This is a genomic window from Stenotrophomonas sp. 05L413 (assembly GCF_056397945.1).
In genome coordinates, this window is sequence record NZ_JBFTOL010000002.1 from 386,959 (window position 1) to 410,200 (window position 23,242).

24 protein-coding genes are annotated in these 23,242 nt (G+C 67.3%); 12 read left to right on the plus strand and 12 right to left on the minus strand.

Features of this window, described 5'->3' with window-relative positions:
- The first annotated feature begins 4 nt into the window (after window positions 1-4).
- The 6 genes from AC1DIQ_RS06355 (at window position 5) to AC1DIQ_RS06380 (ending at window position 6,360) form a co-directional block, all read left to right on the plus strand.
- A complete protein-coding gene (locus tag AC1DIQ_RS06355) occupies window positions 5-1,420 on the plus strand; it encodes a Y-family DNA polymerase (protein ID WP_121037057.1) in 1,416 nt (471 codons plus the stop codon).
- A complete protein-coding gene (locus tag AC1DIQ_RS06360) occupies window positions 1,417-4,518 on the plus strand; it encodes an error-prone DNA polymerase (RefSeq protein ID WP_478049680.1) in 3,102 nt (1,033 codons plus the stop codon). Before AC1DIQ_RS06355 ends, AC1DIQ_RS06360 begins: the two co-directional genes overlap by 4 nt.
- 111 nt (window positions 4,519-4,629) lie before the next feature.
- On the plus strand, window positions 4,630-5,136 hold the full coding sequence (locus AC1DIQ_RS06365; protein WP_121037061.1) for a hypothetical protein: 507 nt from the start codon (window positions 4,630-4,632) through the stop codon (window positions 5,134-5,136).
- Between the two features lie 111 nt (window positions 5,137-5,247).
- On the plus strand, window positions 5,248-6,015 hold the full coding sequence (locus tag AC1DIQ_RS06370) for a YggS family pyridoxal phosphate-dependent enzyme (RefSeq protein WP_121037064.1): 768 nt from the start codon (window positions 5,248-5,250) through the stop codon (window positions 6,013-6,015).
- Window positions 6,012-6,134 (plus strand): hypothetical protein, encoded by a 123-nt coding sequence (locus tag AC1DIQ_RS06375; RefSeq protein WP_461769958.1) that lies wholly within the window; start codon window positions 6,012-6,014, stop codon window positions 6,132-6,134. Before AC1DIQ_RS06370 ends, AC1DIQ_RS06375 begins: the two co-directional genes overlap by 4 nt.
- Window positions 6,135-6,204: 70 nt before the next feature.
- The gene (locus tag AC1DIQ_RS06380; protein WP_167390404.1) at window positions 6,205-6,360 is read left to right on the plus strand and encodes a hypothetical protein; all 156 of its coding nucleotides are present in this window, start codon (window positions 6,205-6,207) and stop codon (window positions 6,358-6,360) included.
- Between the two features lie 100 nt (window positions 6,361-6,460).
- On the opposite strand, the gene AC1DIQ_RS06385 is transcribed toward AC1DIQ_RS06380, so the two are convergent.
- Entirely contained in the window at window positions 6,461-7,345 is an 885-nt protein-coding gene (locus AC1DIQ_RS06385; RefSeq protein ID WP_478049681.1) for an AraC family transcriptional regulator, read from the minus strand.
- A 158-nt stretch (window positions 7,346-7,503) separates the two neighbouring features.
- On the opposite strand from AC1DIQ_RS06385, the gene AC1DIQ_RS06390 reads away from it, so the two are divergent.
- The 3 genes from AC1DIQ_RS06390 to AC1DIQ_RS06400 all read left to right on the plus strand — a co-directional run bounded on the left by AC1DIQ_RS06390 (window position 7,504) and on the right by AC1DIQ_RS06400 (window position 10,523).
- Window positions 7,504-8,574, plus strand: coding sequence for an aldo/keto reductase (locus AC1DIQ_RS06390; RefSeq protein ID WP_121037068.1), 1,071 nt, complete (start codon window positions 7,504-7,506; stop codon window positions 8,572-8,574).
- Between the two features lie 3 nt (window positions 8,575-8,577).
- Window positions 8,578-9,108 carry a nuclear transport factor 2 family protein gene (locus AC1DIQ_RS06395; RefSeq protein ID WP_478049682.1) on the plus strand — a complete coding sequence of 177 codons (531 nt, stop codon included), beginning with the start codon at window positions 8,578-8,580 and terminating at the stop codon, window positions 9,106-9,108.
- Between the two features lie 107 nt (window positions 9,109-9,215).
- Window positions 9,216-10,523 (plus strand): chloride channel protein, encoded by a 1,308-nt coding sequence (locus tag AC1DIQ_RS06400; protein WP_478049683.1) that lies wholly within the window; start codon window positions 9,216-9,218, stop codon window positions 10,521-10,523.
- Window positions 10,524-10,536: 13 nt separating this feature from the next.
- On the opposite strand, the gene acuI is transcribed toward AC1DIQ_RS06400, so the two are convergent.
- From acuI to AC1DIQ_RS06415, 3 genes are all read right to left on the minus strand, one after another.
- Window positions 10,537-11,523: an acrylyl-CoA reductase (NADPH) gene (gene acuI, locus AC1DIQ_RS06405; protein WP_461769961.1), complete on the minus strand. Its 987-nt coding sequence runs from the start codon at window positions 11,521-11,523 to the stop codon at window positions 10,537-10,539.
- Window positions 11,524-11,609: 86 nt separating this feature from the next.
- Window positions 11,610-11,996, minus strand: a complete 387-nt coding sequence (locus AC1DIQ_RS06410; protein ID WP_193222746.1) for a lysozyme inhibitor LprI family protein — start codon at window positions 11,994-11,996, stop codon at window positions 11,610-11,612.
- A 172-nt stretch (window positions 11,997-12,168) separates the two neighbouring features.
- On the minus strand, window positions 12,169-12,813 hold the full coding sequence (locus tag AC1DIQ_RS06415; RefSeq protein ID WP_478049684.1) for a TetR/AcrR family transcriptional regulator: 645 nt from the start codon (window positions 12,811-12,813) through the stop codon (window positions 12,169-12,171).
- A 129-nt stretch (window positions 12,814-12,942) separates the two neighbouring features.
- Between AC1DIQ_RS06415 and AC1DIQ_RS06420 the strand changes: the two genes are divergently transcribed.
- Together AC1DIQ_RS06420 and AC1DIQ_RS06425 are read left to right on the plus strand one after the other, a co-directional pair.
- On the plus strand, window positions 12,943-15,225 hold the full coding sequence (locus tag AC1DIQ_RS06420) for a TonB-dependent receptor (protein WP_478049685.1): 2,283 nt from the start codon (window positions 12,943-12,945) through the stop codon (window positions 15,223-15,225).
- Window positions 15,226-15,242: 17 nt separating this feature from the next.
- Window positions 15,243-16,145 (plus strand): tyrosine-protein phosphatase, encoded by a 903-nt coding sequence (locus AC1DIQ_RS06425; RefSeq protein ID WP_478049686.1) that lies wholly within the window; start codon window positions 15,243-15,245, stop codon window positions 16,143-16,145.
- Window positions 16,146-16,262: 117 nt separating this feature from the next.
- On the opposite strand, the gene AC1DIQ_RS06430 is transcribed toward AC1DIQ_RS06425, so the two are convergent.
- The 3 genes from AC1DIQ_RS06430 to AC1DIQ_RS06440 form a co-directional block, all read right to left on the minus strand.
- Window positions 16,263-16,850 (minus strand): hypothetical protein, encoded by a 588-nt coding sequence (locus AC1DIQ_RS06430; protein ID WP_088433386.1) that lies wholly within the window; start codon window positions 16,848-16,850, stop codon window positions 16,263-16,265.
- A 113-nt stretch (window positions 16,851-16,963) separates the two neighbouring features.
- Window positions 16,964-17,779 carry a S1 family peptidase gene (locus tag AC1DIQ_RS06435; RefSeq protein ID WP_478049687.1) on the minus strand — a complete coding sequence of 272 codons (816 nt, stop codon included), beginning with the start codon at window positions 17,777-17,779 and terminating at the stop codon, window positions 16,964-16,966.
- 62 nt (window positions 17,780-17,841) lie between these two features.
- Window positions 17,842-18,261, minus strand: a complete 420-nt coding sequence (locus tag AC1DIQ_RS06440) for a MarR family winged helix-turn-helix transcriptional regulator (protein WP_478049688.1) — start codon at window positions 18,259-18,261, stop codon at window positions 17,842-17,844.
- Window positions 18,262-18,375: 114 nt separating this feature from the next.
- On the opposite strand from AC1DIQ_RS06440, the gene AC1DIQ_RS06445 reads away from it, so the two are divergent.
- Complete coding sequence (locus tag AC1DIQ_RS06445) at window positions 18,376-19,860, plus strand: FAD-dependent oxidoreductase (protein WP_282259958.1); 1,485 nt, start codon at window positions 18,376-18,378, stop codon at window positions 19,858-19,860.
- A 7-nt stretch (window positions 19,861-19,867) separates the two neighbouring features.
- Here AC1DIQ_RS06445 and AC1DIQ_RS06450 read toward each other — a convergent pair whose 3' ends face one another.
- The 5 genes from AC1DIQ_RS06450 to AC1DIQ_RS06470 form a co-directional block, all read right to left on the minus strand.
- Window positions 19,868-20,554, minus strand: a complete 687-nt coding sequence (locus tag AC1DIQ_RS06450) for a hypothetical protein (protein ID WP_253247686.1) — start codon at window positions 20,552-20,554, stop codon at window positions 19,868-19,870.
- Between the two features lie 156 nt (window positions 20,555-20,710).
- Window positions 20,711-20,980: a hypothetical protein gene (locus tag AC1DIQ_RS06455; protein ID WP_088433391.1), complete on the minus strand. Its 270-nt coding sequence runs from the start codon at window positions 20,978-20,980 to the stop codon at window positions 20,711-20,713.
- A 136-nt stretch (window positions 20,981-21,116) separates the two neighbouring features.
- Complete coding sequence (locus AC1DIQ_RS06460) at window positions 21,117-21,329, minus strand: helix-turn-helix domain-containing protein (protein ID WP_282259960.1); 213 nt, start codon at window positions 21,327-21,329, stop codon at window positions 21,117-21,119.
- Window positions 21,330-21,684: 355 nt separating this feature from the next.
- On the minus strand, window positions 21,685-21,957 hold the full coding sequence (locus AC1DIQ_RS06465; protein WP_282259961.1) for a hypothetical protein: 273 nt from the start codon (window positions 21,955-21,957) through the stop codon (window positions 21,685-21,687).
- Window positions 21,950-23,116 carry a hypothetical protein gene (locus tag AC1DIQ_RS06470; RefSeq protein ID WP_282259962.1) on the minus strand — a complete coding sequence of 389 codons (1,167 nt, stop codon included), beginning with the start codon at window positions 23,114-23,116 and terminating at the stop codon, window positions 21,950-21,952. The genes AC1DIQ_RS06465 and AC1DIQ_RS06470 overlap by 8 nt, the downstream gene beginning before the upstream one ends.
- Window positions 23,117-23,242 lie beyond the last annotated feature (126 nt).

Below are 23,242 nucleotides of genomic sequence, written 5' to 3' on the forward strand. Positions count from 1 at the left end.
CGCCGTGGACTGGGCCTGCCTGCTGCTGCCGCACCTGGCGCTGGATGCCGCCCTGCGCCAGCAACCGGACCCGGCCGCGCCGCTGGTGCTGGTCACCGGCCCGGCGCAGCGGCGCGTGCTGCATGCGGTCAGTCCCTCGGCGCGGCAGCTGGGGCTGCGCCGCGGCATGCTGCTCTCAGCTGCGCAGGTGCTCACCCGCGACATGCTCACCGTGGAATACGACCCGCGCGCCGAACAGGCCACCCGCCAGCTGTTGGCCAGTTGGCTGTACGGCATCAGCTCGCAGGTCAGCCTGGATTTCCCGCACGCGCTGGCGTTGGAGATCCGGGCCAGCCGCGCGCTGTTCGGTGATTGGCCGGAGGTCGAGCAGCGGCTCACCCGTGGCCTGACCGAACTGGGTTTCCGCCACCGGCTGGTGGCCGCACCGAATCCGCATGCCGCCAGCGTACTGGCCCGCGTGCATGGCCGGCTCGGCGTGGCTGCGCACCAGGTGGAGGCGGCCCTGGCCCAGGTGCCGATCGAACGCAGCGGGTTGCCGGCCGAGGCGGTCACGGTGCTGGCGCGCTCGGGGTTGCGCACACTGGGCGCGGCATTCGGCCTGCCGCGCGAGAGCCTGGCCCGGCGCTTCCCGCCGCAGGTACTGGCGCACCTGGATGCGCTGCGCGGGATCAGCACGCCGCCGCTGCGCTATTTCCAGCCGCCGGACCGCTTCGATGCGCGCATCGAGTTCGAGTACGAGGTCGAGTCCACCCAGGCCATGCTGTTCCCGTTGCGGCGCCTGACCGCCGATCTGGCCGCGTTCCTGTGTTCGCGCGATGGCGGCGTGCTGCAGTTCGATCTGTGGTTCGAACACGAACACCACCCCGATACGCGCCTCTCGATCGGCCTGCTCGCGCCCGAGCGCGAACCGGCGATGCTGTTCGAGCTGGCCCGCAACCGTGTGGATCATCTGCAGTTGCCAGCGGGCAGCCGCGGCCTGCGCCTGCAGGCGGAGCAACTGCCGCCGTTCGTCCCGGCCGCACGCGATCTGTTCGACCCGCGCCCGCAGCAGGCAATGCCGTGGGAACAGCTGCGCGAGCGCCTGCGCGCCCGGCTCGGCGATGACGCCGTGCAAGGGCTGGGGCTGCGCGCCGACCATCGGCCCGAACACGCGACCGGTGACGCCCAGGGCGCGCCCAAGCCCCCGCCCCCGGTGCTGCCGATGCGCCCGGGCTGGCTGCTGGCCCAGCCGCAGGCGCTGCAGGATCCGCATCTGCGCATCCTGTCCGGGCCGGAGCGGATCGAATCGGGCTGGTGGGATGCCGGCGACATCCGCCGCGACTATTACGTCATCGAAACGCCGCAAGGCCAGCGCGGCTGGGCCTATACCGCCGCCGATGCACGCAGCGGACCGTTCATGCTGCATGGCTGGTTCGCATGAGCGCACCGCTGCCCGGATACGCCGAACTGCATTGCCTGTCGGCCTTCAGTTTCCAGCGCGGCGCGTCCATCGCCGAGGAGTTGTTCGCGCGTGCCAAAGGCCAGGGCTACCACGCGCTGGCGATCACCGATGAGTGCTCGCTGGCTGGCATCGTGCGCGCCTGGCAGGCCGCGAAGAAGCACGCACTGCCCCTGATCACCGGGGCCGAATTCCAGCTGGAGGACGGCCCGAAACTGGTGCTGCTGTGCACCGATCAGGGCAGCTACGCCGCGCTGTGCCAGCTGATCACCACCTGCCGCCGGCGCGCGCCCAAGGGCGAGTACCGCTGCCTGCGCAGCGACATCGCACAGCTGCACGCCGGCCTGCTGTGCCTGTGGGCAGACCCTACCCCGGGCATCGAGGATGCGCAGTGGCTGCAGGCCTGCTTTCCGCAGCGGCTGTGGCTGGCGGTTGAACTGCACCGCGAGGCCGACGACCGTGCGCGCCTGCAACGGCTGCGTCGTTTCGGCCGCGACCAGGGCATTCCACTGGTGGCCAGCGGCGATGTGCACATGCACGTGCGCCGCCGCCGCGCGCTGCAGGACACCCTCACCGCGATCGGCCACCACTGCACGCTCGGCGAAGCTGGCTGGCGGTTGTTTCCCAACGGTGAGCGCCACCTGCGTACCCGCCAGGCCCTGGCCACGCTGTACCCGCCCGAGCTGCTGGCCGAAACCGTGCGCATCGCCGAGCGCTGCCACTTCGATCTCAAACAACTGAAGTACACCTACCCGCGCGAACTGGTGCCGGCCGGCCACGACCCGGCCAGCTGGCTGCGGGTGCTGGTGGAAGAAGGCATGCAATGGCGTTGGCCCGCGGGCGAGACGCCCCAGCAACGCCACCAGATCGAACACGAACTGGCGCTGATCCACACCAAGCAGTACGAGTCGTACTTCCTGACCGTGCACGACATCGTGCGCTTCGCGCGCGGCCAGCAGATCCTCTGCCAGGGCCGCGGCTCGGCCGCCAATTCCTCGGTGTGTTACGTGCTGGGCGTGACCGAGATCGACCCCAGCGAGATGGCGCTGCTGTTCGAGCGCTTCATCTCCGCCGAACGCGATGAGCCGCCGGACATCGACATCGACTTCGAACACGAACGCCGCGAGGAAGTGCTGCAGTACGTGTTCAACCGCTACGGTCGCGAACGCGCCGCATTGACCGCGGTGGCGATCAGCTACCGGGGTCGCAGCGCGGTGCGCGATGTGGCCCGGGTGCTGGGCCTGCCGCCAGACCAGGTCAACGAACTGGCCGCCTGCCTGGACCGCTGGAGCAGCCACGAGCCGCTGCCGGAGGCATTGCGCGAGCGCGGCTTCGACCCGGAGACCCCGCTGATGCGGCGGGTGGTGGCGCTGACCGCCGAACTGGTCGACTTCCCGCGCCACCTGTCCCAGCACCCGGGCGGTTTCGTGATTTCCGAACATCCCCTGTCCACGATGGTGCCGGTGGAGAACGCGGCCATGGCCGACCGCACCGTGATCCAGTGGGACAAGGACGATCTGGATGTCACCGGGCTGATGAAGGTCGACTGCCTGGCACTGGGCATGCTCACCGCCGTGCGCAAATGCCTGGCGATGCTGGAAGCGCATGGCGAGCCGAAGATGAGCATGGCGAAGATTCCCCCTGGTGATGAGCCCACCTACGACATGATCTGCCGCGCCGATACCCTGGGCGTGTTCCAGATCGAGTCGCGCGCGCAGATGGCGATGCTGCCGCGCATGCAGCCGCGCTGTTTCTACGATCTGGTGATCGAAGTGGCAATCGTGCGCCCCGGCCCGATCCAGGGCGACATGGTCCACCCCTATCTGAACCGACGGAAGAAGCTCAAGGAAGAAGGCATCGAAGAGGTCGATTATCCCCCCGAGCTGGAGAAGGTCTTCAAACGCACCCTCGGCGTGCCGCTGTTCCAGGAACAGGTGATGCAGCTGGCGGTCGCCGCCGCCGGCTTCAGCCCCGGCGAAGCCGACGCGCTGCGCCGCTCGATGGCCGCGTGGAAGCGCCACGGCGGGCTGGAGCCGCACCGCGACAAGCTGCTCACCGGCATGGCCAGCCGGGGCCACAGCCGCGAATACGGCGAGCGCCTGTTCGAGCAGATCAAAGGGTTCGGCAGTTATGGCTTCCCGGAAAGCCATGCGGCCAGCTTCGCGCTGATCACCTATGTCAGCTGCTGGCTCAAGTGCCATCACCCCTCCGCATTCGCCGCCAGCCTGATCAACAGCCAGCCACTGGGGTTCTATACCCCGGACCAGATCCTGCAGGACGCGCGTCGCCACGGCGTACCGGTGTTGCCGGTGGACGTACGCTACAGCGACTGGGACTGCACGCTGGTGCCGCCCACCTCGCCGGGCCGGCCGTTCGGCATCCGCCTGGGCCTGCGTCTGGTCGATGGCTTCAGCGAGGCGGTCGCCACCGGCGTGGTGCAGGCTCGCCAGCGCGCGCCCTTCGAGAGCGTGGCCGACCTGAGCCAGCGCGCGCAGCTGGACCGTCGCCATCAGGGTCTGCTGGCCGATGCCGGCGCACTCAAGGGCTTGAGCGGCCATCGCCATCGCGCGCGCTGGGAAGTCTCCGGCGTGGAGAAGCCGCTGCCGCTGTTCGAGGCTGCACGCGCCACCGCCGAAGCCGCCGTCCCGCTGCCGCTGCCCAGCGCGTTCGAGGACATGCAGGCCGACTACAACACCACCGGCACCACGCTGGGCCGGCACATGGTCTCCTTCATCCGCAGCCAGCTGCGCCAACGCCGCTGCCACCGCTCCGACGAACTGGCTACCTTGCCGCACGGGCGCAGCGTGCGCTTTGCCGGGCTGGTGCGCATGCGCCAGCGCCCGCAGACCGCCAGCGGGGTCACCTTCCTCACCCTGGAAGACGAATGCGGCATGGTCAACGCCGTGGTCTGGCGCAAGATCGCCGACCGCCAGCATCGCGTACTGGTTGAAGCGCAACTGATGCAGATCGACGGCCGGCTCGAACGCGTGGACGGCGTGCAGCACCTGATCGTCCGCCAGATGCACAACATCGACACCCTGATCGACGGCGTGCGTACCCACAGCCGCGATTTCCGCTGAGCCATCCCGTGACCGACCTCACGCTCTGAATGTAATTCCAGACTTTTCCGACTGGTGTCGTGAATGCCCTATCCGGTATGGTCGCAGCCTTCCAAGGATCCGGAGAGCCACATGTCGCGCGCGCTGACCATCACCACGCTGGTCGTTTCCAGCCTCGCCCTGATCGTTTCCGGTTGGACCGCGCTGCGCCTGCACCAGAGCCAGTCCGAGGAGCGTGTCATCACCGCCCGTGGCCTGGTGATCCGCGATGCCAGTGGCCAGGCGCGGGTGATTCTCGGCGCCCCCGTCCCCGATCCGCTCACCAAGGGCGTCACCCAGGGGCCGCGCGCGTCACCGCTGTCAGGCCTGATCCTGCTGGGCGCCGATGGCTCCGAGCGTGGCGGCTACGGCACCGCCGATGTCGGCGACGAGGCCATCCTCACCCTCGATGATGCCACCGGCACCACCGAGGTATTCAAGGTCACCGCCAACCCGGATCGCGGCGCCACCCTGGTGGTCAAGCACCAGAACAGCACCGGCGCGATGCTGACCTCCTGGCAGGGCAAACCGGAACTGATTTTCCTCAACGACGACGAACAGACGCACTACGTCAGCCCGAACGCCGCTGCGGCGCCCTGACATCGGCGGGCGGTGATTTTCGGGTAGCGCTATGACAACCTGTCCGGTGTTACGGGACCGCCCTGCCGGCGCGCCGACGCGCCGCAGCCGTCCCCGCTTCCGGAGCTCCCCATGCCCATCGCTGCCCCCACCTGGCCCCAGGCCACCACTGTCGACGAGATCCGCCACAACCTGGCGATGGTCCGCGAACGCATCGCCCGCGCCTGCGCACTGGCCGGCCGCGACCCGGCCAGCGTGCGCCTGCTGCCGGTCAGCAAGACCGTCGATGAGGCCCGCCTGCGCCTGGCGTGGGAGGCCGGCTGCCATGAGCTGGGCGAGAACAAGGTGCAGGAAGCCCAGCGCAAGGCCGCGGCGATGGCCGACCTGCCCGGCCTGCGCTGGTCGGTGATCGGCCACCTGCAGACCAACAAGGCACGTGACGTCGCACGCTTCGCCAGCGAGTTCCAGGCGCTGGACAGCCTGCGCGTGGCACAGGCACTGGATCAGCGGCTGGAACTGGAGCAGCGCACGCTGGATGTGTTCGTGCAGGTCAACACTTCCGGGGAGGACAGCAAATACGGTCTGGACCCGATCGAGGTCGCCGATTTCGTGCAGCAGCTGCCGGCCTTCTCCAACCTGCGCGTGCGCGGGCTGATGACCCTGGCGGTGTTCTCGCCGGATCCGGAACAGGTACGCCCGTGCTTCGCGCGCCTGCGCGACCTGCGCGACCGGTTGCGCCCCACCCTGCCGCCGGGCGTCAGCCTGGAGGAACTCTCCATGGGCATGTCAGGTGACGTCGAGATCGCCATCGAAGAAGGCGCTACCGTGGTACGCGTGGGCCAGGCCATCTTCGGTGCGCGTTCGACACCGGACAGTGTCTACTGGCCGACCCCGACATGAGCGGCTATCGCCTGCAATGGCAGCAGGCGGTCGGTGAGCAGCGGCGGCTGCACGGTGGTCCGGATGGACTGAAGGTGCTGAGCAGCGAGGCGGCCTATCGGGATATGCCTGCGCCATGAACGGCCGCACCCCGGGTTCACTTCAGCGCACCCACCGCACGCCGATGCGCCGGCCGACACCGGATGTGCCATGCTCGCCTCCGTTGCAACCCACCTGGAGAGCGTCGCCATGGCCAAAGGCCTGAACAAACAGAAAGAGCAGAAGAAGAAACCTGCCAAGACCGCCAAGGAAAAGAAGGCGGAAAAGAACGAAAAGAAGACCACCCGCGGTTTCGCCCCGGTCTGACCGGCGGCACCTTCGCTTACATCGCGGGCATCATGGGACTGCGGCCACACCACGGTGTCCCGCAGCTCCTCCCGATGTCATCGCGCGAGCACCGGCACGCTCACACCTCCGCCAACCTCAGCCGCTGCGCGTCCGTTGCCGGTGGCATGCCGAACAGCCGTGAGTAGTCCCGGCTGAACTGTGAGGGGCTCTCATAGCCCACCCGGTGGCCGGCATCGGCCGCATCCAGACCGTCATTGACCATCAGCCGGCGCGCCTCCTGCATCCGCAACTGTGTGCGGAAGTCCAGCGGGCTCATCGCCGTGACCGCCTTGAAATGGGCATGGAAGCTCGAACGACTCATGCCCGCAACGCGCGCCACCTCATCGGTACGCCAGACACCACGGAAATTCGCCCGGATCCACAGGATCGCGCGGGCAACCTGGCCGTGCCGGCTGTCGCCGCGGGTGATCGCGTGCAGCACGCTGCCGTTGGGGCCGGTCAACAGCCGATAGAGGATCTCGCGCAGCACCAGCGGCCCCAGCGCCTCGGCGTCGTCCGGTGAATCCAGCAAGCAGACCAGCCGCGTGGCGGCATCCAGCAGCCCGGGTGTCATCGTGTCGAGCGCCAGGCCCGCGGCGACCGCTGGCTCGCCGGCAGGCTGCGGATACTGCAGCGCGAGCTCGCCCAGCACCGCCGCATCGAGATCGACCTGAAGGCTCAGATACGGCTGCGTCGCGGTCGCCTCGATCACCGAGCCCATCACCGGCAGCCCGACCGACGCCACCAGATAACGGGTCGGATCGTAGTAGTAAACGCTCGACCCGAGCAGGGCACGCTTGCGGCCCTGGGCGACGAAGCACACGGTGGGCTCGTAGATCACCGGCATGGGCAGCGTCGCGGTGCTGCAACGGATCAGCTTCACCCCGGGCAGCCGGCACGCGAAGGTGCCATCGCGCGGTGCATGCCGGGCGATGGCATTACGGAACAACGCGAGCGGGGCCATGCAGGTCTCCATGGGCGCGGCAGGACAGGTCGACATCATCCGTCGTGTTTGTACGATCGTGCAAGCATGCCGGAGGACCCGGCTACCGGGTCAACGCGACGCGCCAGAACAATGGGAGCCCACGCAGGCACCGCCTGCCCGCCCCGGAGATCCTTCGCATGACGTCCCCTGCCTCGCTTGATCACTACCGCCTGCTCGGCCGTTCCGGGCTGCGCGTCTCCCCCCTCTCGCTGGGCACGATGACCTTCGGCGCCGACTGGGGCTGGGGCGCCGATGACGCTGAAGCCCAGCGGATTTTCGATGCCTACGTCGACCGCGGCGGCAACTTCATCGATACCTCGGTCAACTACACCAACGGCGCCGCCGAACGCATCCTCGGCCGCTTCGCCAAGGCCCAGCGCGACCGGCTGGTGCTGGCCACCAAATTCACCATGGCGCGCGACCCGGCCAACATCAATGCCGGCGGCAACCACCGCTACAACCTGGTGCGCTCGGTGGAAGCCAGCCTGCGCCAGCTGGATACCGATCGCATCGATCTGCTGTACGTACACGCCTGGGACTTCACCACCCGCCCGGACGAAGTGATGCGCTCGCTGGACGATCTCGTCCGCGCCGGCAAGGTCCAGTATCTGGGCATCTGCAACACCCCGGCGTGGCGCGTCGCCGAACTGCAGATCCTGGCGGACCTGCGCGGCTGGTCGCCGTTGATCGCGCTGCAGATCGAGTACAGCCTGGTCGAGCGCACCGTGGAGCACGAACTCATGCCCATGGCCAAGGCGATGGGTTTGGGGGTACTGCCGTGGTCGCCACTGGGGGGTGGCATCCTGACCGGCAAGTACACCCGCGCCGATCTCTCCGACGAAAATGGTGCGGACGTGGCAAGCAGCCGCAAAGGGGTGATCGCCTCGATCGGTCATCTCAACGAACGCTCGCTGGCAATCGCCGCAGTGGTGGGTGACGTGGCGGAGGAACTGGGCGTGACGCGCTCGCAGGTGGCCATTGCCTGGACGCTGGCCAACCCCGCGGTGGTCTCGCCGATCATCGGCGCACGCACCGTGGCGCAGGCCGAAGACAATCTCGGCGCCCTCACCGTCGTGCTGAGCGAGGCGCATCTGGCCCGATTGGATGAGGCCAGTGCACCGGCACCGATCTTCCCCGCCCGCTTCATCGGCCGGCCGATGGCCCAGCAGTTGATCTTCGGCACCGCCACGCTGAGCGGGCGGAGATAAGCCATGGCAACCTCTCCCTTTGGCGGGATACTCGCCATGGCCATCACGGTGGCCTCGCTCGCCGTTGGGCCACTGATCCCGGTCGCCGCGGCGGCTGAAGCCACCCTGCCGCACACGGCGCACAACAAGCAGGTGGTGACCGAGGCCTTCGATCGATGGGCGGCCGGTGGCACGGCGTTCTTCGACGAAGTGCTCGCACCCGAGGTCGTGTGGACGATCGCCGGCTCCAGCCCGAGCTCAGGCACCTACCGCGGGCGGGAGGACTTCATCGCCCGCGCGGTGCTTCCCTTCGTCAGCCGGCTACGCACGCCGGTCCGCCCGACCTCCCGACAGATCTGGGCGGACGGCGAGCATGTGATCATCCAGTGGGCCGGCAACGCGGTGGCCCGGGACGGCAGGCCGTATCGCAACGACTACGTCTGGATATTCCGGATGCGCGCGGGCAAGGCGGTCGACGTCACCGCCTTCCTCGACCTTGTTCCCTACGACGCTGTCATCCACCGCCTGCCCGGCACGGACCCCCCCGGCACGTGAACCCGCAGCGTGCCTGCACTGGCACCGCGCTGGCACCCGCGTTTGAAAGCGCAAACCGACAGATTGGGTGAAAAGGACCGGCGAATCACCGTGGGATAATCCGCCCCATGACCTCGCCAGACCCTCAACGCCCTCTCCTGTCCAGGGATGCGTGGAAGCGCCGTGCGGCCCTGTGGGGCGGTGCCGTGGCTGTCGCCCTGGTCGCGATCGTGTTTGCCAAGGCCAGTGATGCGGCCTTCCGGGTCTTCCAGTCGATCATCGCCTATTCGATCTGGTGGGCGCTGCTGCTCACCCCAACCGTGTTCGCGCTGTTGGCGTGGCTGACCAGTGGCGCGCTCAAGCCCACCCGCGGCAGCGGGATTCCGCAGGTGATCGCGGCCCTGGAGATCCCGACGCCCACGTTCCGGCGTGTGAATCTCTCGCTGGGCGTATCGGCAGGCAAACTCGCCTTGACCACGCTGTCGTTGCTCGGGGGCGCCTCGGTGGGCCGGGAGGGCCCTACCGTGCACGTCGGTGCCAGCGTGATGTACATGTTCGGGCGATGGTTCGGGTTCCGCGATCCGAAAGAGCTGTCGCACTTTCTGCTCGCCGGCGGCGCAGCCGGCATCGCGGCGGCGTTCAACACGCCGCTGGCGGGCATCGTATTCGCCATCGAAGAGCTCAGCGGCCGCTTCGAGCACCGCTTCTCCGGCACGCTGCTCACCGCGGTCATCGTGGGTGGCGTGGTGTCGCTGGGCCTGCTCGGCAACTACACGTACTTCGGCAAGGTGAGTGCCACGTTGCCGCTGGGGCAGGCCTGGCTGGCGATCGTGCTGTGCGGCACCGCCGCGGGGTTGCTTGGCGGCCTGTTCGCCAAAGCCGTGCTGCTGACCATGGAAGGCAGACCACGCTGGCTGGGCACGCTGCGCCAGCGCCATCCGGTCCTGCTGGCGGCGCTGTGCGGGCTCGCCTTGGTGCTGCTGGGCGCAGCGTTTGGCGCAGGGGCCTTCGGCACCGGCTACGAGCAGGCCAAGGGGCTGGTGCAGGGAGCACCCTCGGTGGGTCACGAGTTCGGGCTGATGAAGCTTGTCGCCAATCTGGTCTCCTACGTCGCCGGTATTCCCGGCGGCCTGTTCTCGCCCGCCCTGGCCGTCGGCGCCGGGCTCGGCCACAACCTCGCCGCCCTCATGCCTTCGGTCGATGAACGCATCTTCGTGCTGCTGGGGATGTGTGCCTACCTGACCGGCGTCACCCAGGCACCGTTGACCTCGGCGGTCATCTCGCTGGAGCTGACCGACAGCAGCGATATGCTGCTGCCCATCCTGGCCACCGTGCTGGTCGCGCGCGGCGTCTCCGGCCTGGTGTGCCGCGTGCCGATCTACAAGGCCATGGCCGAACAGCTGGTCAAGCAGCTGCCGGGCCCCCACCCGCCTTAGTGCCGCGACTGGATCACGCGTTGACGTCGACCACGGTGCGGCCCTGCACACGCCCCTGCAGCACCTGGTCGGCCAGCGCCGGCACCTCGGCCAGACCGATCATCTGGGTGGTGCGCGCCAGCTTGCCCAGGTCCAGATCGGCCGCCAGGCGCGTCCAGGCCTGCTCGCGCGCGGCGTAAGGCGCGTTGACCGAATCGATGCCGGCGAGCGTCACGTTGCGCAGGATGAAAGGCAGCACCGAACCCGGCAGATCCGCACCCTGGGCCAACCCGAACGCCGCCACCACGCCGCGGTAGCGCGTCTGCGCCAGCACATTGGCCAACGTGTGGCTGCCCACCGCGTCGATCGCACCGGCCCAGCGTTCCTTGGCGATCGGCGCACCGGCCTCGGACAGCGTCGCGCGGTCGATGATCTCTGCCGCACCCAGTTCCTTGAGATAGGCGGATTCCTCGAGCCGGCCGGTTGACGCGACGACCCGGTAACCCAGCGTGGAGAGCAGTGCGATCGCGATGGACCCGGCACCGCCGTTCGCGCCAGTGACCAGGATGTCGCCCTGATCCGGTGACACGCCGCCATGCTCCAGCGCCAGCACCGACAGCATCGCGGTGTAACCGGCGGTGCCGACCGCCATCGCATCGCGGCTGGAAAACGCCGCGGGAATCTTCACCAGCCACTCGCCTGGCACCCGCGCCTTCTGCGCATAGCCGCCATGGTGGGTCTGGCTCAAGCCCCAGCCGTTGACCAGCACGCGATCGCCCGGCGCAAAACCCGGGTGGGTGGACGTTTCAACCACACCGGCCAGATCGATGCCGGGAATGAGCGGGAAGGTGCGGATCACCGGCGAACGGCCGCTCAGCGCAAGGGCGTCCTTGTAATTCACCGTGGAGTACTCCACGGCAACGGTGACGTCGCCGGGCATCAGATCCTGCTCGGTCAGCTGGACGAGACCGGCCGCGATGGTATCGCCGGTCTTGGTCGCAAGGAGGGCGTTGAAGGACATGGGATCTCCGGTTCGGGTGCATGAGGGACAGTGCAGACAGAACCAGTGTGCGCACCTGGCCGTACCGACGCGTTAAACGGCCCCGGCTAGCGCCCGCTCATGGAATAGGACCCGGCGCACACGTCACCCTCCTCGACCCCGGCAACCCAGGCCTTGAGCTGCTTGATCCGATCCAGGGTCAGCTGCTCGTAGTCGCCACTCTGGCACATCGGCAGAACGCTCCCATAGTCGTCTGGAGACGGATACCGCGCCGCGATCTGGGCATCGCGGAACACCAGCCAGGCGCGCTGCGCTGCCTTGAACCGCTCCAGGAAAACGGGGTCCTGAGCATTGAGCGCCAGCACGTTGGCATAGATCCGATTGAGCTCGGCATCGGCGCGCTGCGCGCTGTTGCTGGCACATTGGTTGAGCCCGGCCTGCGACTGGTTCGGGCTGTCACAGGCCATGCCATCGGAGGTATGCGGTGACGCCACGGCCCTGACAGCCGCCTTGGGTGCCTGGGCGCATGTCGCCCCCACCGGGGCCAGTGCGCAGACAAGGAGAAGCGAAGGAAGCATGCGCATTGGATCCGCTCCACACGGGACAGCGGGGAGACCGCCACGGGCGGATTAACCGCGCCGATCCGTGAAATCCACGTGACTGCGCTTACTCCCCCAGCACGGTTGCAATCGAGGCCGTCAGCAGCGCCCGCACGGTGTCGGCGGCCACATCCGGATCGCGTACCGCGCGCATCGCCAGGCCCTCCACCAGCAGCCGCATCAATATCGTGCGGCGCTCCAGGTCGGCGTCTTCGGGCGTGCGGCCGCGCGCGATGTCGTGCTGCCGCAACCACGCGGTGATCGCCGCACTGGTCTGCCTGTCGTGCCGGCGCAGCACCTCGGCAATCACCGGATCGCGATGCGCTTCGGCGGTGATCTCCGCATACAGCGCCACATTGGCGATGGCATTGCCACGGGTTTCCAGCGTTTCGCCCCGCGCCCACAGCTGATAGCAGCGCAGCAGCCCGTCGACCAGATCGGCCGCCGCCGGCATATGGCCGATCGCATCCTGGTCGTAGGCGAGCTGCCGTTCGATCAAGGCCAGGATCAGCGCGCGCTTGTTCTCGAAGTACCGGTACATCAGGCCCTGGCTGATCTCCGCCTCCGCGGCGATGTCGCTGATCGAGCCGGCATGGAAGCCGCGGGCGATGAAACAGCGCTGCGCGGCGTCCAGGATCCGCTGGCGCTGCACTTCGGCACGCGCGGCTGCAGCGTCTTCGGCGGGGGCGCCGGATAGGGGGGGAAGCGTCATTGCTTGTCGTAGATGGCGTCCAGTTGAGCACCGATGGTACGGCAAACCCGGGCATGAATGAACGGTCATTCACCTGTCATTTCGCACACCCAGACTGCGCCGGCCCCCTTCCTTCCGTGAACCCGACCGATGCGCCACGCCCCGTTGCACCGTCGCCTGTTAGTCCTTGCCATTGCCACCGCCCTGCCCGGTCTCGCCCTCGCCAACGACGCGGAGACGACCGGCACCGCCGATGCCGCCGCGCGCGATGTGGTCGCACTGGATCAGGTCGTCGTCACTGCCCAGAAGCGTGCGACGAATCTGCAGAACACCCCGATATCGGTCTCCGTGGTGGATGCCGAAGCATTGAAGGATCGCAGCGCGATCTCGATCGGCAGCCTCTCCGATGGCTCCATCCCCTCACTGCGTGTCACCCCGTTCGCCACCCGCAGCTCGGCGCTGAACATCGGCATCCGCGGGATCGGTGCCTCCGGCGATGCCAATCAGCCCGCGCGCGATGCCGGTGTCGGCGTGTATGTCGATGGCGTGTTCATGGGCCGCGCGCAGGGCCTGGGCAGCATGTTGTACGACGTGGAGCGCATCGAGGTGTTGAAGGGGCCGCAGGGTACGCTGTTCGGCCGCAACACCGAAGGCGGCGCGATCAGCATTGTCACCAGACAGCCCACCGGCGAGTTTGGCGGCAGCGTCAGTGCCGGCGTCTCCAACTACAGTGGCTACACCACGGGCCTGCATCTGGACCTGCCGAAGGTGGGCGATGTGAGCTTCAAGATCGACGCCGTGCAGGCCAAACGCGGCGGTACCACCGACAACCCGATGCGCGGCGAGCGCGACTTCAACAGCTACGACAAGCGGGGCGCACGCTTCAGCGCGCTGTGGCAGCCCAGCGATGATTTCTCCGCGCTGTACGCCTTTGACCGCTCCTACGATGCCACCACGCCGTACCACACGCAGTTGCTGGTGCCGGGCCCCTACGTGAGCCCGCTGCAGAAAGCCGGGGCCAGCGAGGATCGGCGCGATTCCGCCATTCTGGGCGGCCCGCAGGAAGACAACATCGGCCGCACCAGTGGCCATCTGCTCAACCTCGGCTGGACGCTCAGCGAACACTTGGAACTGAAGTCGATCAGTTCCTACCGCGAATTGACCCAGGGCCAGTTCGACATGGGCCTGGTCGACGCGATTTCCGCCTATGGCGGTCCCAGCACGCCGTTCGGCCGCTACAGCCTGGCCCAGGTGTACCAGCACCAGTACAGCCAGGAATTCCAACTGATCGGCACCACTTCGCAGGTGCAGTTCCTCGCAGGCGCCTTCTACTATCACGAAACCGCCGGCGACAACGCGCAGACCCCCAACATGCTGCTGTGGGGCCCGGGCGGCAACAGCTATATGCTCAACCCGGCAACCAACCCGTTGAACCTGGGCGCCGTGCGCATCGACCGCGCCAGCAAGGCCTGGACGGACAGCCTGGGCATCTTCGGCCAGGCCACCTGGACACCGGCTTCGCTTGAGCGCCTGCACCTGACCGCCGGTGGCCGCTACACGCGCGATGACAAGAAGGGCAGCCTGTACATCGTCAACGGCCTGGCAACCGACCTTGCCTTCGACGATGCGTGGGGACGCTTCGACCCGATGGTGAACATCGCCTACGACGTGGGCGACAACGCGATGGTGTATGCCAAGTACAGCACCGGCTTCAAGGCGGGCGGCGCCAACTCGCGCTCCACCACGTATACCGCCTTCGCGCCGGAAGAAGTGACTGCGATCGAGCTCGGCGTCAAGTCGCAGTTCTGGGACAACCGCGCACGCCTGAACCTGGCCCTGTTCGATTCGAAGATCGAACACAAGCAGATGGATTTCTCGCTGCCGTTCGACCCCAACAGCGGCGAAACCCGCACCACCATGGTCACCACCAACGCACTGAGCAAAGGGACCTCGCGCGGTGCGGAGCTCGAATTCAACGTGATGCCGGTGGACAACCTGACCGTGGGCCTGAACTACGCCTACACCCGCATCGATGCGCAGAGCGCGGTCGATCCGTTCGGCGCCGGTGTCCAGGTCACGGTGCAGCCGCTGCTGGCGCCGAAGAACGCCGGCAGCGTGTCGCTGGACTACCTGGTGCCGTTCGCCAACTTCTCCGCGCTCAAGTTCCATCTGGATGGCAACTGGTCCGACGGTTACTACACCAGCGAATACGACCAGATGCTCACCGACCGCTCCTTCATCGTGAACGCCCGCGTCGCGCTGATCGACGTCCCCCTCAACAGCACCGGCTCGACCCTGGCCGTCTCGCTGTGGGCGCGCAACCTGCTCGACGAAGAACACCTGTTCTACAAACTCAACAACGCCTCACTAGGCCAGAGCGGCATCTTCAACGACCCGCGCACCTACGGCCTGGACGTCACCGTCACCTTCTGATCGCCCTGGAGATCCCGATGAACCTTCGATGCAACCACCTTGCCCTTGCCATTGCCCTCAGCCTGCCGATGCTCACTGGCGCGGGCATCGCACTGGCCCGCGCACCCGTCGCCGACACGGCAGCCGCCGCGCGTACCACCAACGTGCAGCCGGTCGCCGCCGATGCACAACGCCTGATGCCGCTGCAGGGCGCATGGAACACGCGCACCTTTGCCGGCCTGCAGGGCAGCCATGGCCCGATCCCGGCCAGCGCGTTCGTGCGCACCTCGGACCTGGGCCGTCTGACGGCCGCCGATCGCGACGCACTGGCTGCCGCCGGCGTCACGCTGGATATCGACCTGCGCACCGCCGATGAGCAGGCGCAGTCGCCGGACCTGCTGGCCGACGATGCCCGCTTCGCCTACCAGCGCACCTCGCTGATGGGCACCGAGAAGATGGACCTGCAGAAAATGATGACCACCTTCCCGGATTCGCTGGGTGCGGCCTATGTGCAGTGGCTGGATCACAGCCAGCCGCAGTTCAAGCAGGTCTTCCAGCGCATCGCCGCCGAGCGCGACGGCACCGTGCTGTTCCACTGCACCGCCGGCAAGGACCGCACCGGCATCATCGCCGGGCTGCTGCTGGATCTGGCCGGCGTGTCGCGCGCGGACATCGTGAAAAACTACGCGATCTCCGCCCATTACCTGGAAGGCCAGCCCAAGGACAGCGCGATGAACGCGCAGATCATGGAACTGATCAAGCAGAACCCGGAGATCGGCAGGAAAATGGCCGGCATGTCCGGCACCGCGCCGGAGAACATGGAGCTGTTTCTCACCGCGCTGCATCAGCAGTACGGTGGTGCCGAGGGCTACCTGAAATCCATCGGCGTCAGCGAGGCGGAGATCGATCAGCTGAAGGTGCGATTGGGTCAGGCGGGCTGACCGCAATGCATGACGCAGGCGCCGGGGGACGCCCGGCGCCTGCTCGATCCGAGGTGAGCCAGCAGCGCTCGATCCCGGACGAGCACGCGGCGCTGCGTGGGCATGAGCGATGACGGCCTATTGCGCCTGCGGCTCACCCAGCGGGCGCTGCTGTCGCTCGTCCTGATCGAACGTGATGTAACGGCGGTGGATGAGCTTGGCATCCATGTCCCAGCGATACGTCTCCACCCCGCCGTTGCCTGTGCCGTCGGACAGAAGACCGACAATGCCGCGGGTCAGGTTGTCCGTGAGCAGCACCTGGGAAGCACCGTCGGCATTCACGCGCAGGCTCAGGCGATCACGCAGGTGATCCTCGCCCTTCCCCACCGGGGCATCGAAGGCAAGACCTACCAGGCCATCTTCGTGGGTTGCCATCCCACCGCGTTCATCGCCTTTGGCGTCGTACAGCCACACACCGGCCGTGCGCGATCGCCTTCCGGCATCAACTGCATCCTGGCCCACCTCAACGCGCATTACGCCTTGGTCATCCAGCACAACGACGCGATGGGCGTGGAGTTCATCAACGGTGAGTGTTCCGCGCGGCGCCATCGACAATGCGATGACTGCCACGGCCAGGCCCGCAACAAGCACTCCAAGGGCGATAGTCAACAGAGTGAGGCGGCGTACGGACGTGCGAAGCACCTCCAGCGGTTCTACAACGTCCATGTGCTTGGTGCTCCTTTGCTGATGCCCTTCCTTGGATCATAGCCCTGGCATCGCCGCTGACGTTGCGCCACGCGGTGATACCTGGTCCGCCAGGTACCCTCTTCCAACGCCATCTAAGGCTGCCCGGCCATCACACCTTGAATCCAGTCCCGATAGTGACTCACGCGCACATTGCAGGTCACCTGCCCATAGCGCCCGGGACGGGCCGTCAGCACATTACCCTGCACGACCTTCCAGGCTCCCTGCCCGGCCAGCAGCCACTGGCCATCGCGCTCGATGAGCACCGGGCCACCGCTGTCACCGTTGCCCAGCACGCCCTCGAGGGGCAACGCTTCCGGCGGTTCGTCGAACACGTAGCAGAGCCAGCGGTCGTAGGCGCTGGTGATCCGGTTGAACGCACGCCGGAGCTCGGTGCGATTGGGGCCGTTGGGAGAATGCCCCGTAGCGCCGGTACCCGTAGCGCCCTTTCCCAGCATCTTCGCGATCTGACCGGCTTCGTCGCTGTCGCCGTAAAGCGCCACCGGCGCCACGTCGGTGACCGGCGCCTTCAACCGGATCAGCGCAACATCATCGCCCGAGGCGAGAAACACCACGATCAGCATCGCCTCGCCGCTGGCCATGGCCTGATCGATCAACGTCTGCGGCAGCGTCCTGTAGCCGGGATGGGTGACCACCTGCTCAACCTCCCGCGCAGTACCGTTGATCATCACCTGCTTGAGATCGGCCTGCATCGGCAGCGTGTGCGCGGCCGTCAGCACCCACTGCGGTGCGATCAACGCGCCGTGGCCCTCGCCGGGCATGTCCACGAGGGCGGGAAACTCGGTGGCGGGAACGCGGTACTGCGCATCAGCCACGTCATGACGGATGACGATGGCATGGGCGGTCGAAGACACTGCGAGCAGCATCCCGATCAACAGAAATCCCTTCATTGGTGATGCCTTGTGAGGTTCAGACAGCGGCGTCCAGATGCCCTGCAAGGCGTGGGGTACCGTTACGGCTCGCGCTCACGGGCTTCCAGCGCGCTGGCGAACTTTGCCATCAAACGCACCAGCTCCGATACCTCCTGCGCAGGCCAGGAGGCGAAGATCTCCCGGCCGATCCGCTCACGTGCGGCATCCAACCGGTCCGTCATGTCCTTGCCCTTCGGCGCGATGGTCGCCTCACGGATGCGGCGATCCTCGGGGTTTCCACGACGTGTCACCAGCTCCATCGCCGCCAGTTTGGCGACCTGTCGGCTGATGGTGGTGTAGTCGCGGCCCAGCCGGTCAGCCAGGTCCACCACGCCGATGGGGCCGACCCGCTCGATCACCACCAGCAGGCGGAACAGGGCCTGGTCCAGCGTCACCCCGGCCTCCTGGATCAGCCGCTCATCGTTGCGCGGCCGATTCATCACGCTGGCGAGGCTGACCATGGAAAGGTGCAGCGACTTCAATGCGGAAGAATTATGTGTATCTTGCACCTTATTTTTCGCAGGCATAGCATCCCCTCCAAGTAAGTGCATATTACACACACCTGGAGCGGCACAATGGGCAATACCCCTGATGTAGTGATCTGTGGTGCCGGCGCTGCCGGCCTCACCCTGGCCATCGAACTGGCGCGCCGCGGTGTCGCCTTCCGGCTGTTCGAACAGCGCAAGCAGCCCTTTCACGGCTCGCGCGGCAAGGGCATCCAGCCGCGCAGCCAGGAAATCTTCGAGGACATGGGCATCCTCGATCAGCTGTTCGCGGCCGGTGGGCCCTACCCAGTGTCCCGGGTCCATTGCGCCGACGGCAGCAGCGTCGACGCGACGGTCATCGAAGGCGCACCGGCTACGCCGGTCGAACCCTACCGCCAGCCGCTGATGGTGCCGCAGTTCCTGACCGAGGCCGTGATGCGCGATCGACTTGCCGAGCTCGGCCACCGGGTCGAGTTCGGGCATGGATTGATCGGCGTCGAGCAGGACGCAAATGGCGTGACGGTTCGGCTCGCCACCCCCACGGGCGAGCAGACGCTCCAGACGCGCTATCTGGTGGGCGCCGATGGCGGCCGCAGCTTCGTGCGGCAGGCCCTGGACATCGGCTTCCCGGGCAGAACACTGGGTGTGCGCGCGGTGGTGGCCGACATCGTCCTGCAGGGATTGCCGCGCGATGCTTGGCACAGTTTCAACGAGGACGACATGGCGCGGCGCATCTCGCTATGCCCGCTCATGGGAACAGCGCTGTTCCAGTTGCAGGCCCCCGTGCCGTTCGAGGGCGACGTCGACCTTTCCATCGACGGGCTGGCGGACATGGTGCGCATGCGTACCGGCCGCAACGATCTCGAAGTGCTCGATGTCTGTTGGGCCTCGGCGTACCGGATGAACGCGCGATTGGCCGACCGGTACCGCGACGGCCGCGTTTTCCTCATCGGCGACGCCGCCCACACGCATCCGCCCACCGGCGGCCAGGGCCTGAACACCAGCGCGCAGGACGCCTACAACCTCGGTTGGAAACTGGCGGCGGTGTTGAAGGGTGCGCCGCAGGCCCTGCTGGATACTTACGAGGAAGAGCGCCGCCCCATTGCAGCCTCGATGCTCGGGCTTGCCACGACGCTGCTCGCTCAGGCCCAGCGCGGCGACAACCGCCGCGGGCGCGACGTGCAGCAGCTCGATCTCGCCTATGGTGAATCGTCACTCACGCTGGCTGCCGAGGCCCGCAGCGGACGCACCGCGCCGGGCAGCCGGGCGCCCGATGCGCCGCTCCTGGGCGCGGGTGGACAGCGCGTGCGCCTGTTCGACGTGCTGCGCGGAACGCATTGGACATTACTGGGCTACGCCTGCGATCGGTCCAGCGCCCCCTCGCGCGCGGGGTTGCGCGTCCACATCATCGGCCCGGCTGGCGACCTGCGCGATGCGGACGGGCACTTCGCCGAGGCCTATGGCGTGCAACCGGGCGCGTGGCTGCTGATCCGGCCGGACGGCTATATCGCCGCTATCGTCGACACGCCGCACCTGGCGGCGCTGCTGGCGCATTTTGAACGCCATGCGCCATGACGACGCATTACTTGCCGGCGGGACCCGCGCGGGCTCCCTCATCGCCCTGGGTCGCCTCGCGACTCTTCGCGAACTCCGGGAAGGTCTCCGCTATCGAGGCCTTGTCGGGAAGGACGTAGAACACCCCGCCGCGCTGGAAGGTAGATTCAATGATCTGCGCGTAGAACGCCGGCGAGACATTGATGCAGCCATGGGTGACGCGATTGTCGTCCGGTGACGCCGATGCCAGTCGCTCGGCCCGTCGCTCTTTCGGGACACCTGTCGCTGTGGGGTGGATGGAGACGGCGGAATCGTAGTCGACCCACAAGACGCGGCCCGCGTCGATGGACGGCCCGAAGCCCCCCACAAAGCGCCCGGCGGGCGTCGTGCGATCCCGGCCGGGAATTTCGCGAAGGGCGAGGCCGGCGATCCCCGGCGCGATGTGGTCGCCGGTCGCCGAGCCGAACAGCCCCGGGGCGGCGCCGCGAAGCTTGCCATCGCCGTCGAAGACCAGGATCTGCGCAGCGGCCTTGTCCATGATCGCAAACGGATAGCCTTGGCTGTCCTTGCTCGCGACAACCCAGCCCGCGAGTTCAATCACGGTCTCGGACACGGCCTGCCCTTGCGGAAGCTCATCGACGGCGGGTGCTGGCTGAGCGGGAGCATCCTCGGCGCTGGCCACGCCGATGCTCGTGAACGCCAGCGCCACGGCCAATGCGCCACGCAGGGCCCGGGTTACAGGGTATGAGTGCGTACGGATGGGACAATTCCTTACATTGAAGACTGCACAGCCACAGGAAACCAGTGGCCTGCAAAGGCCACTGGTTTCCGATTCACACGTTGCCTGCCTGATACATGCTGCGGGAACGAATCAGCCGCGCGGCTTGCGACGCGGTGCTTGTTCGAGCTGCTGGACGCGGCCCTCGATCTGATCCAGACGCTGGTTGGCCTGCTGCGCCGACTGATTGGCGGACTCGGCGCTCTGCGCTGCACCCTGCACCTTCACGTCGAGCTGGTCGAGGCGTGAATTGATCGTTGCAAACTCGTCTTTGTAGGTCGCACAGGCACTCAGGCCCACGGTAGCGACAAGCGCCACAGCAAGCGTACGCGCGGTCGTCAGGTGTTGTTTGGTCAGAATCATCGCACTGCCTCCTTCTTATGGGGTGTTCGGACTATAGCGGCGTTTACGCCAGCGCCATGACCGGCATTCAGTTGAAGCTCGGCGACGTAGAGGCAGCGTGAAGGACATGCGCTCTCGTTTTCCCACTCTGAAAACCTCACACGTTGGAGACCAGATACTCCGTCGGTGACACCCCGAGAGAGCGGCGAAACATGGCCGAGAACGCGCTTGGGCTCTGATAACCATGCTCCAGCGCAACCTCAAGGATGGAGACGCCCGAGGCGAGGCGCGGCAGGCTGAGCAGCAGGCACATCCGCCGCCGCCAGTCGCCAAAACTCATACCGACTTCTCGATGGAACAGCCTCGCCACCGTTCGCCCGCGTGATTGTCATCGTTGTGCCTTTCGCGACTGCGGTTGGATGTCTGGATTGCTGAACCGGAGCGGCTCCGGCGACAGTTGTCGGGCATGCCACGCTTGGAAGGTCAAGCGATTTCTGTGCCGTTGCCCATCCGCGTGGGGGACGGCCAATCCGCGGGCACGGCGCTGCCGCCCGGCGTGCGCTGAGGGCGCGGCGGGCACAGGGGTGCGATGTCTTCAGGCGATGACGCGGAGCGCAATCGTCAGATGACTGAGACCCGGGAAAGACCCGGTGCCCGCTTCACGCCTGCTGCAGGGAGGACGTGCTGCAAGGCACGCCAGGCGACAATGCCGCCTTGAACGGACGCTACGGTCCGAAACGTCCGTATAGGTCCTGTCCGGTGAGCACATTGACCTCACGCAGAAGTGCTTCCGTTGCAGCGTAGATGGCGCTGCCATCCATCTTCCTGATCGCCATGTCCATGCATTCCGAGCGCAGCTTGGCAGTGAGCTCCAGCAGCGCAGACACCACGGCCGGGTCGTCGGGGGTGTCACGCAAGGCGGCTTTGCCAACGGCATGGGCCAGCTCGACATCACCGCATTGAAGGTGCGTCCTTATCTGATGCGATGCCTCACTCATCATCGCCGGCCCGATCACCCACGCTCGCCTCCAGCGCCTTCGTCACACGCCAGCCGCCGGCATCCCTGCCCAGGCGCCACCCCTCGCTGAGCACCAGCGTCCAGCCGGGGCCCGACCACCTGGCCCCCTCGCCTTCCACGGCGCCGCCGCCCACGCTGAGCAGCGCCCAGTCCTTGGAGAGCAACGCACCGGCCGCCGCCGTCAGCTCGCCCCACTCGTCCCGCACCGTCAGGGGTGTATAGACCGTCCCGGCATCGTCGAGCGGGAAGAGAGAACGCGGATCGAACGACACCGACGGTTTGCGCAGTTCCAGCCGAACCGCATCGTTACCGAGGAAACGCTCACGATAGCCGGCGCTGCGTCGCTCCCGCACTGTGGCGCGTTCGCGTTCCTCTGCGCGCACCTCGTCCGCGCCATATCCGGCATCGCCCTTTGCGATGCCGGGCCCGCCCAGCGCATCGGCCAGCAGCGCAGGCAATGCCGAGCGGGCAGACAACCCGCTGCGCCATGGCGGCGACCAACGGTCGAGCAGCATCCCGTACGCCGGTCCGGTCGCGTACGCCGCCGAACGCACGAAACTCTGCGACGCATCCGCCTTGGCCAGCGCATCCACCGCGGCGGACACCGCATCGCCCTCATGCGCGGCCGCGGCGATTCTGCGCCCGGTGTACTCGGCCAGGCCTTCGTTGCGCTCCACCTTCGCCTCTTCGTCCAGCGCGCGTGTCCCCGCTGCCGCAGCGTCCGAACGCAATGCCCTGAAGCCCAGCGCCGCTGCCGCATGCTGGCGCGCCTGGCGCTCATCGCGCGTGGAGAGTGCCTGCGCCAGCGCACGCATCTCCAGCCGCAACGCGGTGCGACCGGCTTCGTTGTCCAGATGGGCCGTGTCACCTTCGGCGGCAGGCAGGCCGAGGGCCGCCTGCACGCAGTGCCACTGCTCGTGCCAGAGCAGCGTGGCCAGTCCGTCCAGCTCTGCGGGCAGTGGCAGAAGCAGCAGCACCGCAGGGGCACCATCGATCGTGATGCAGGTGTTCGCGGGCGGCTGGTCGTTGCGAAGCACGACGGGGAGCGTGGTGCCTGCAACGCCGTTTCTCCGCCAGCTGGTGCCGGAGCCGCGGTCGTGCACCACCACCGGCGCATCCAGTGGTGTTCCCCACAGCATCTGTGCAACCTGCCTGGACGACGCGGCCTCCGCCACGCTGGCGACCCTGGTCAGCGCGTCATCGACCCCCGCCGGCGGAGCCTGGGGTGCAGCGCTGCAGGGCATCAGCCAAAGGGTTGCGATGAC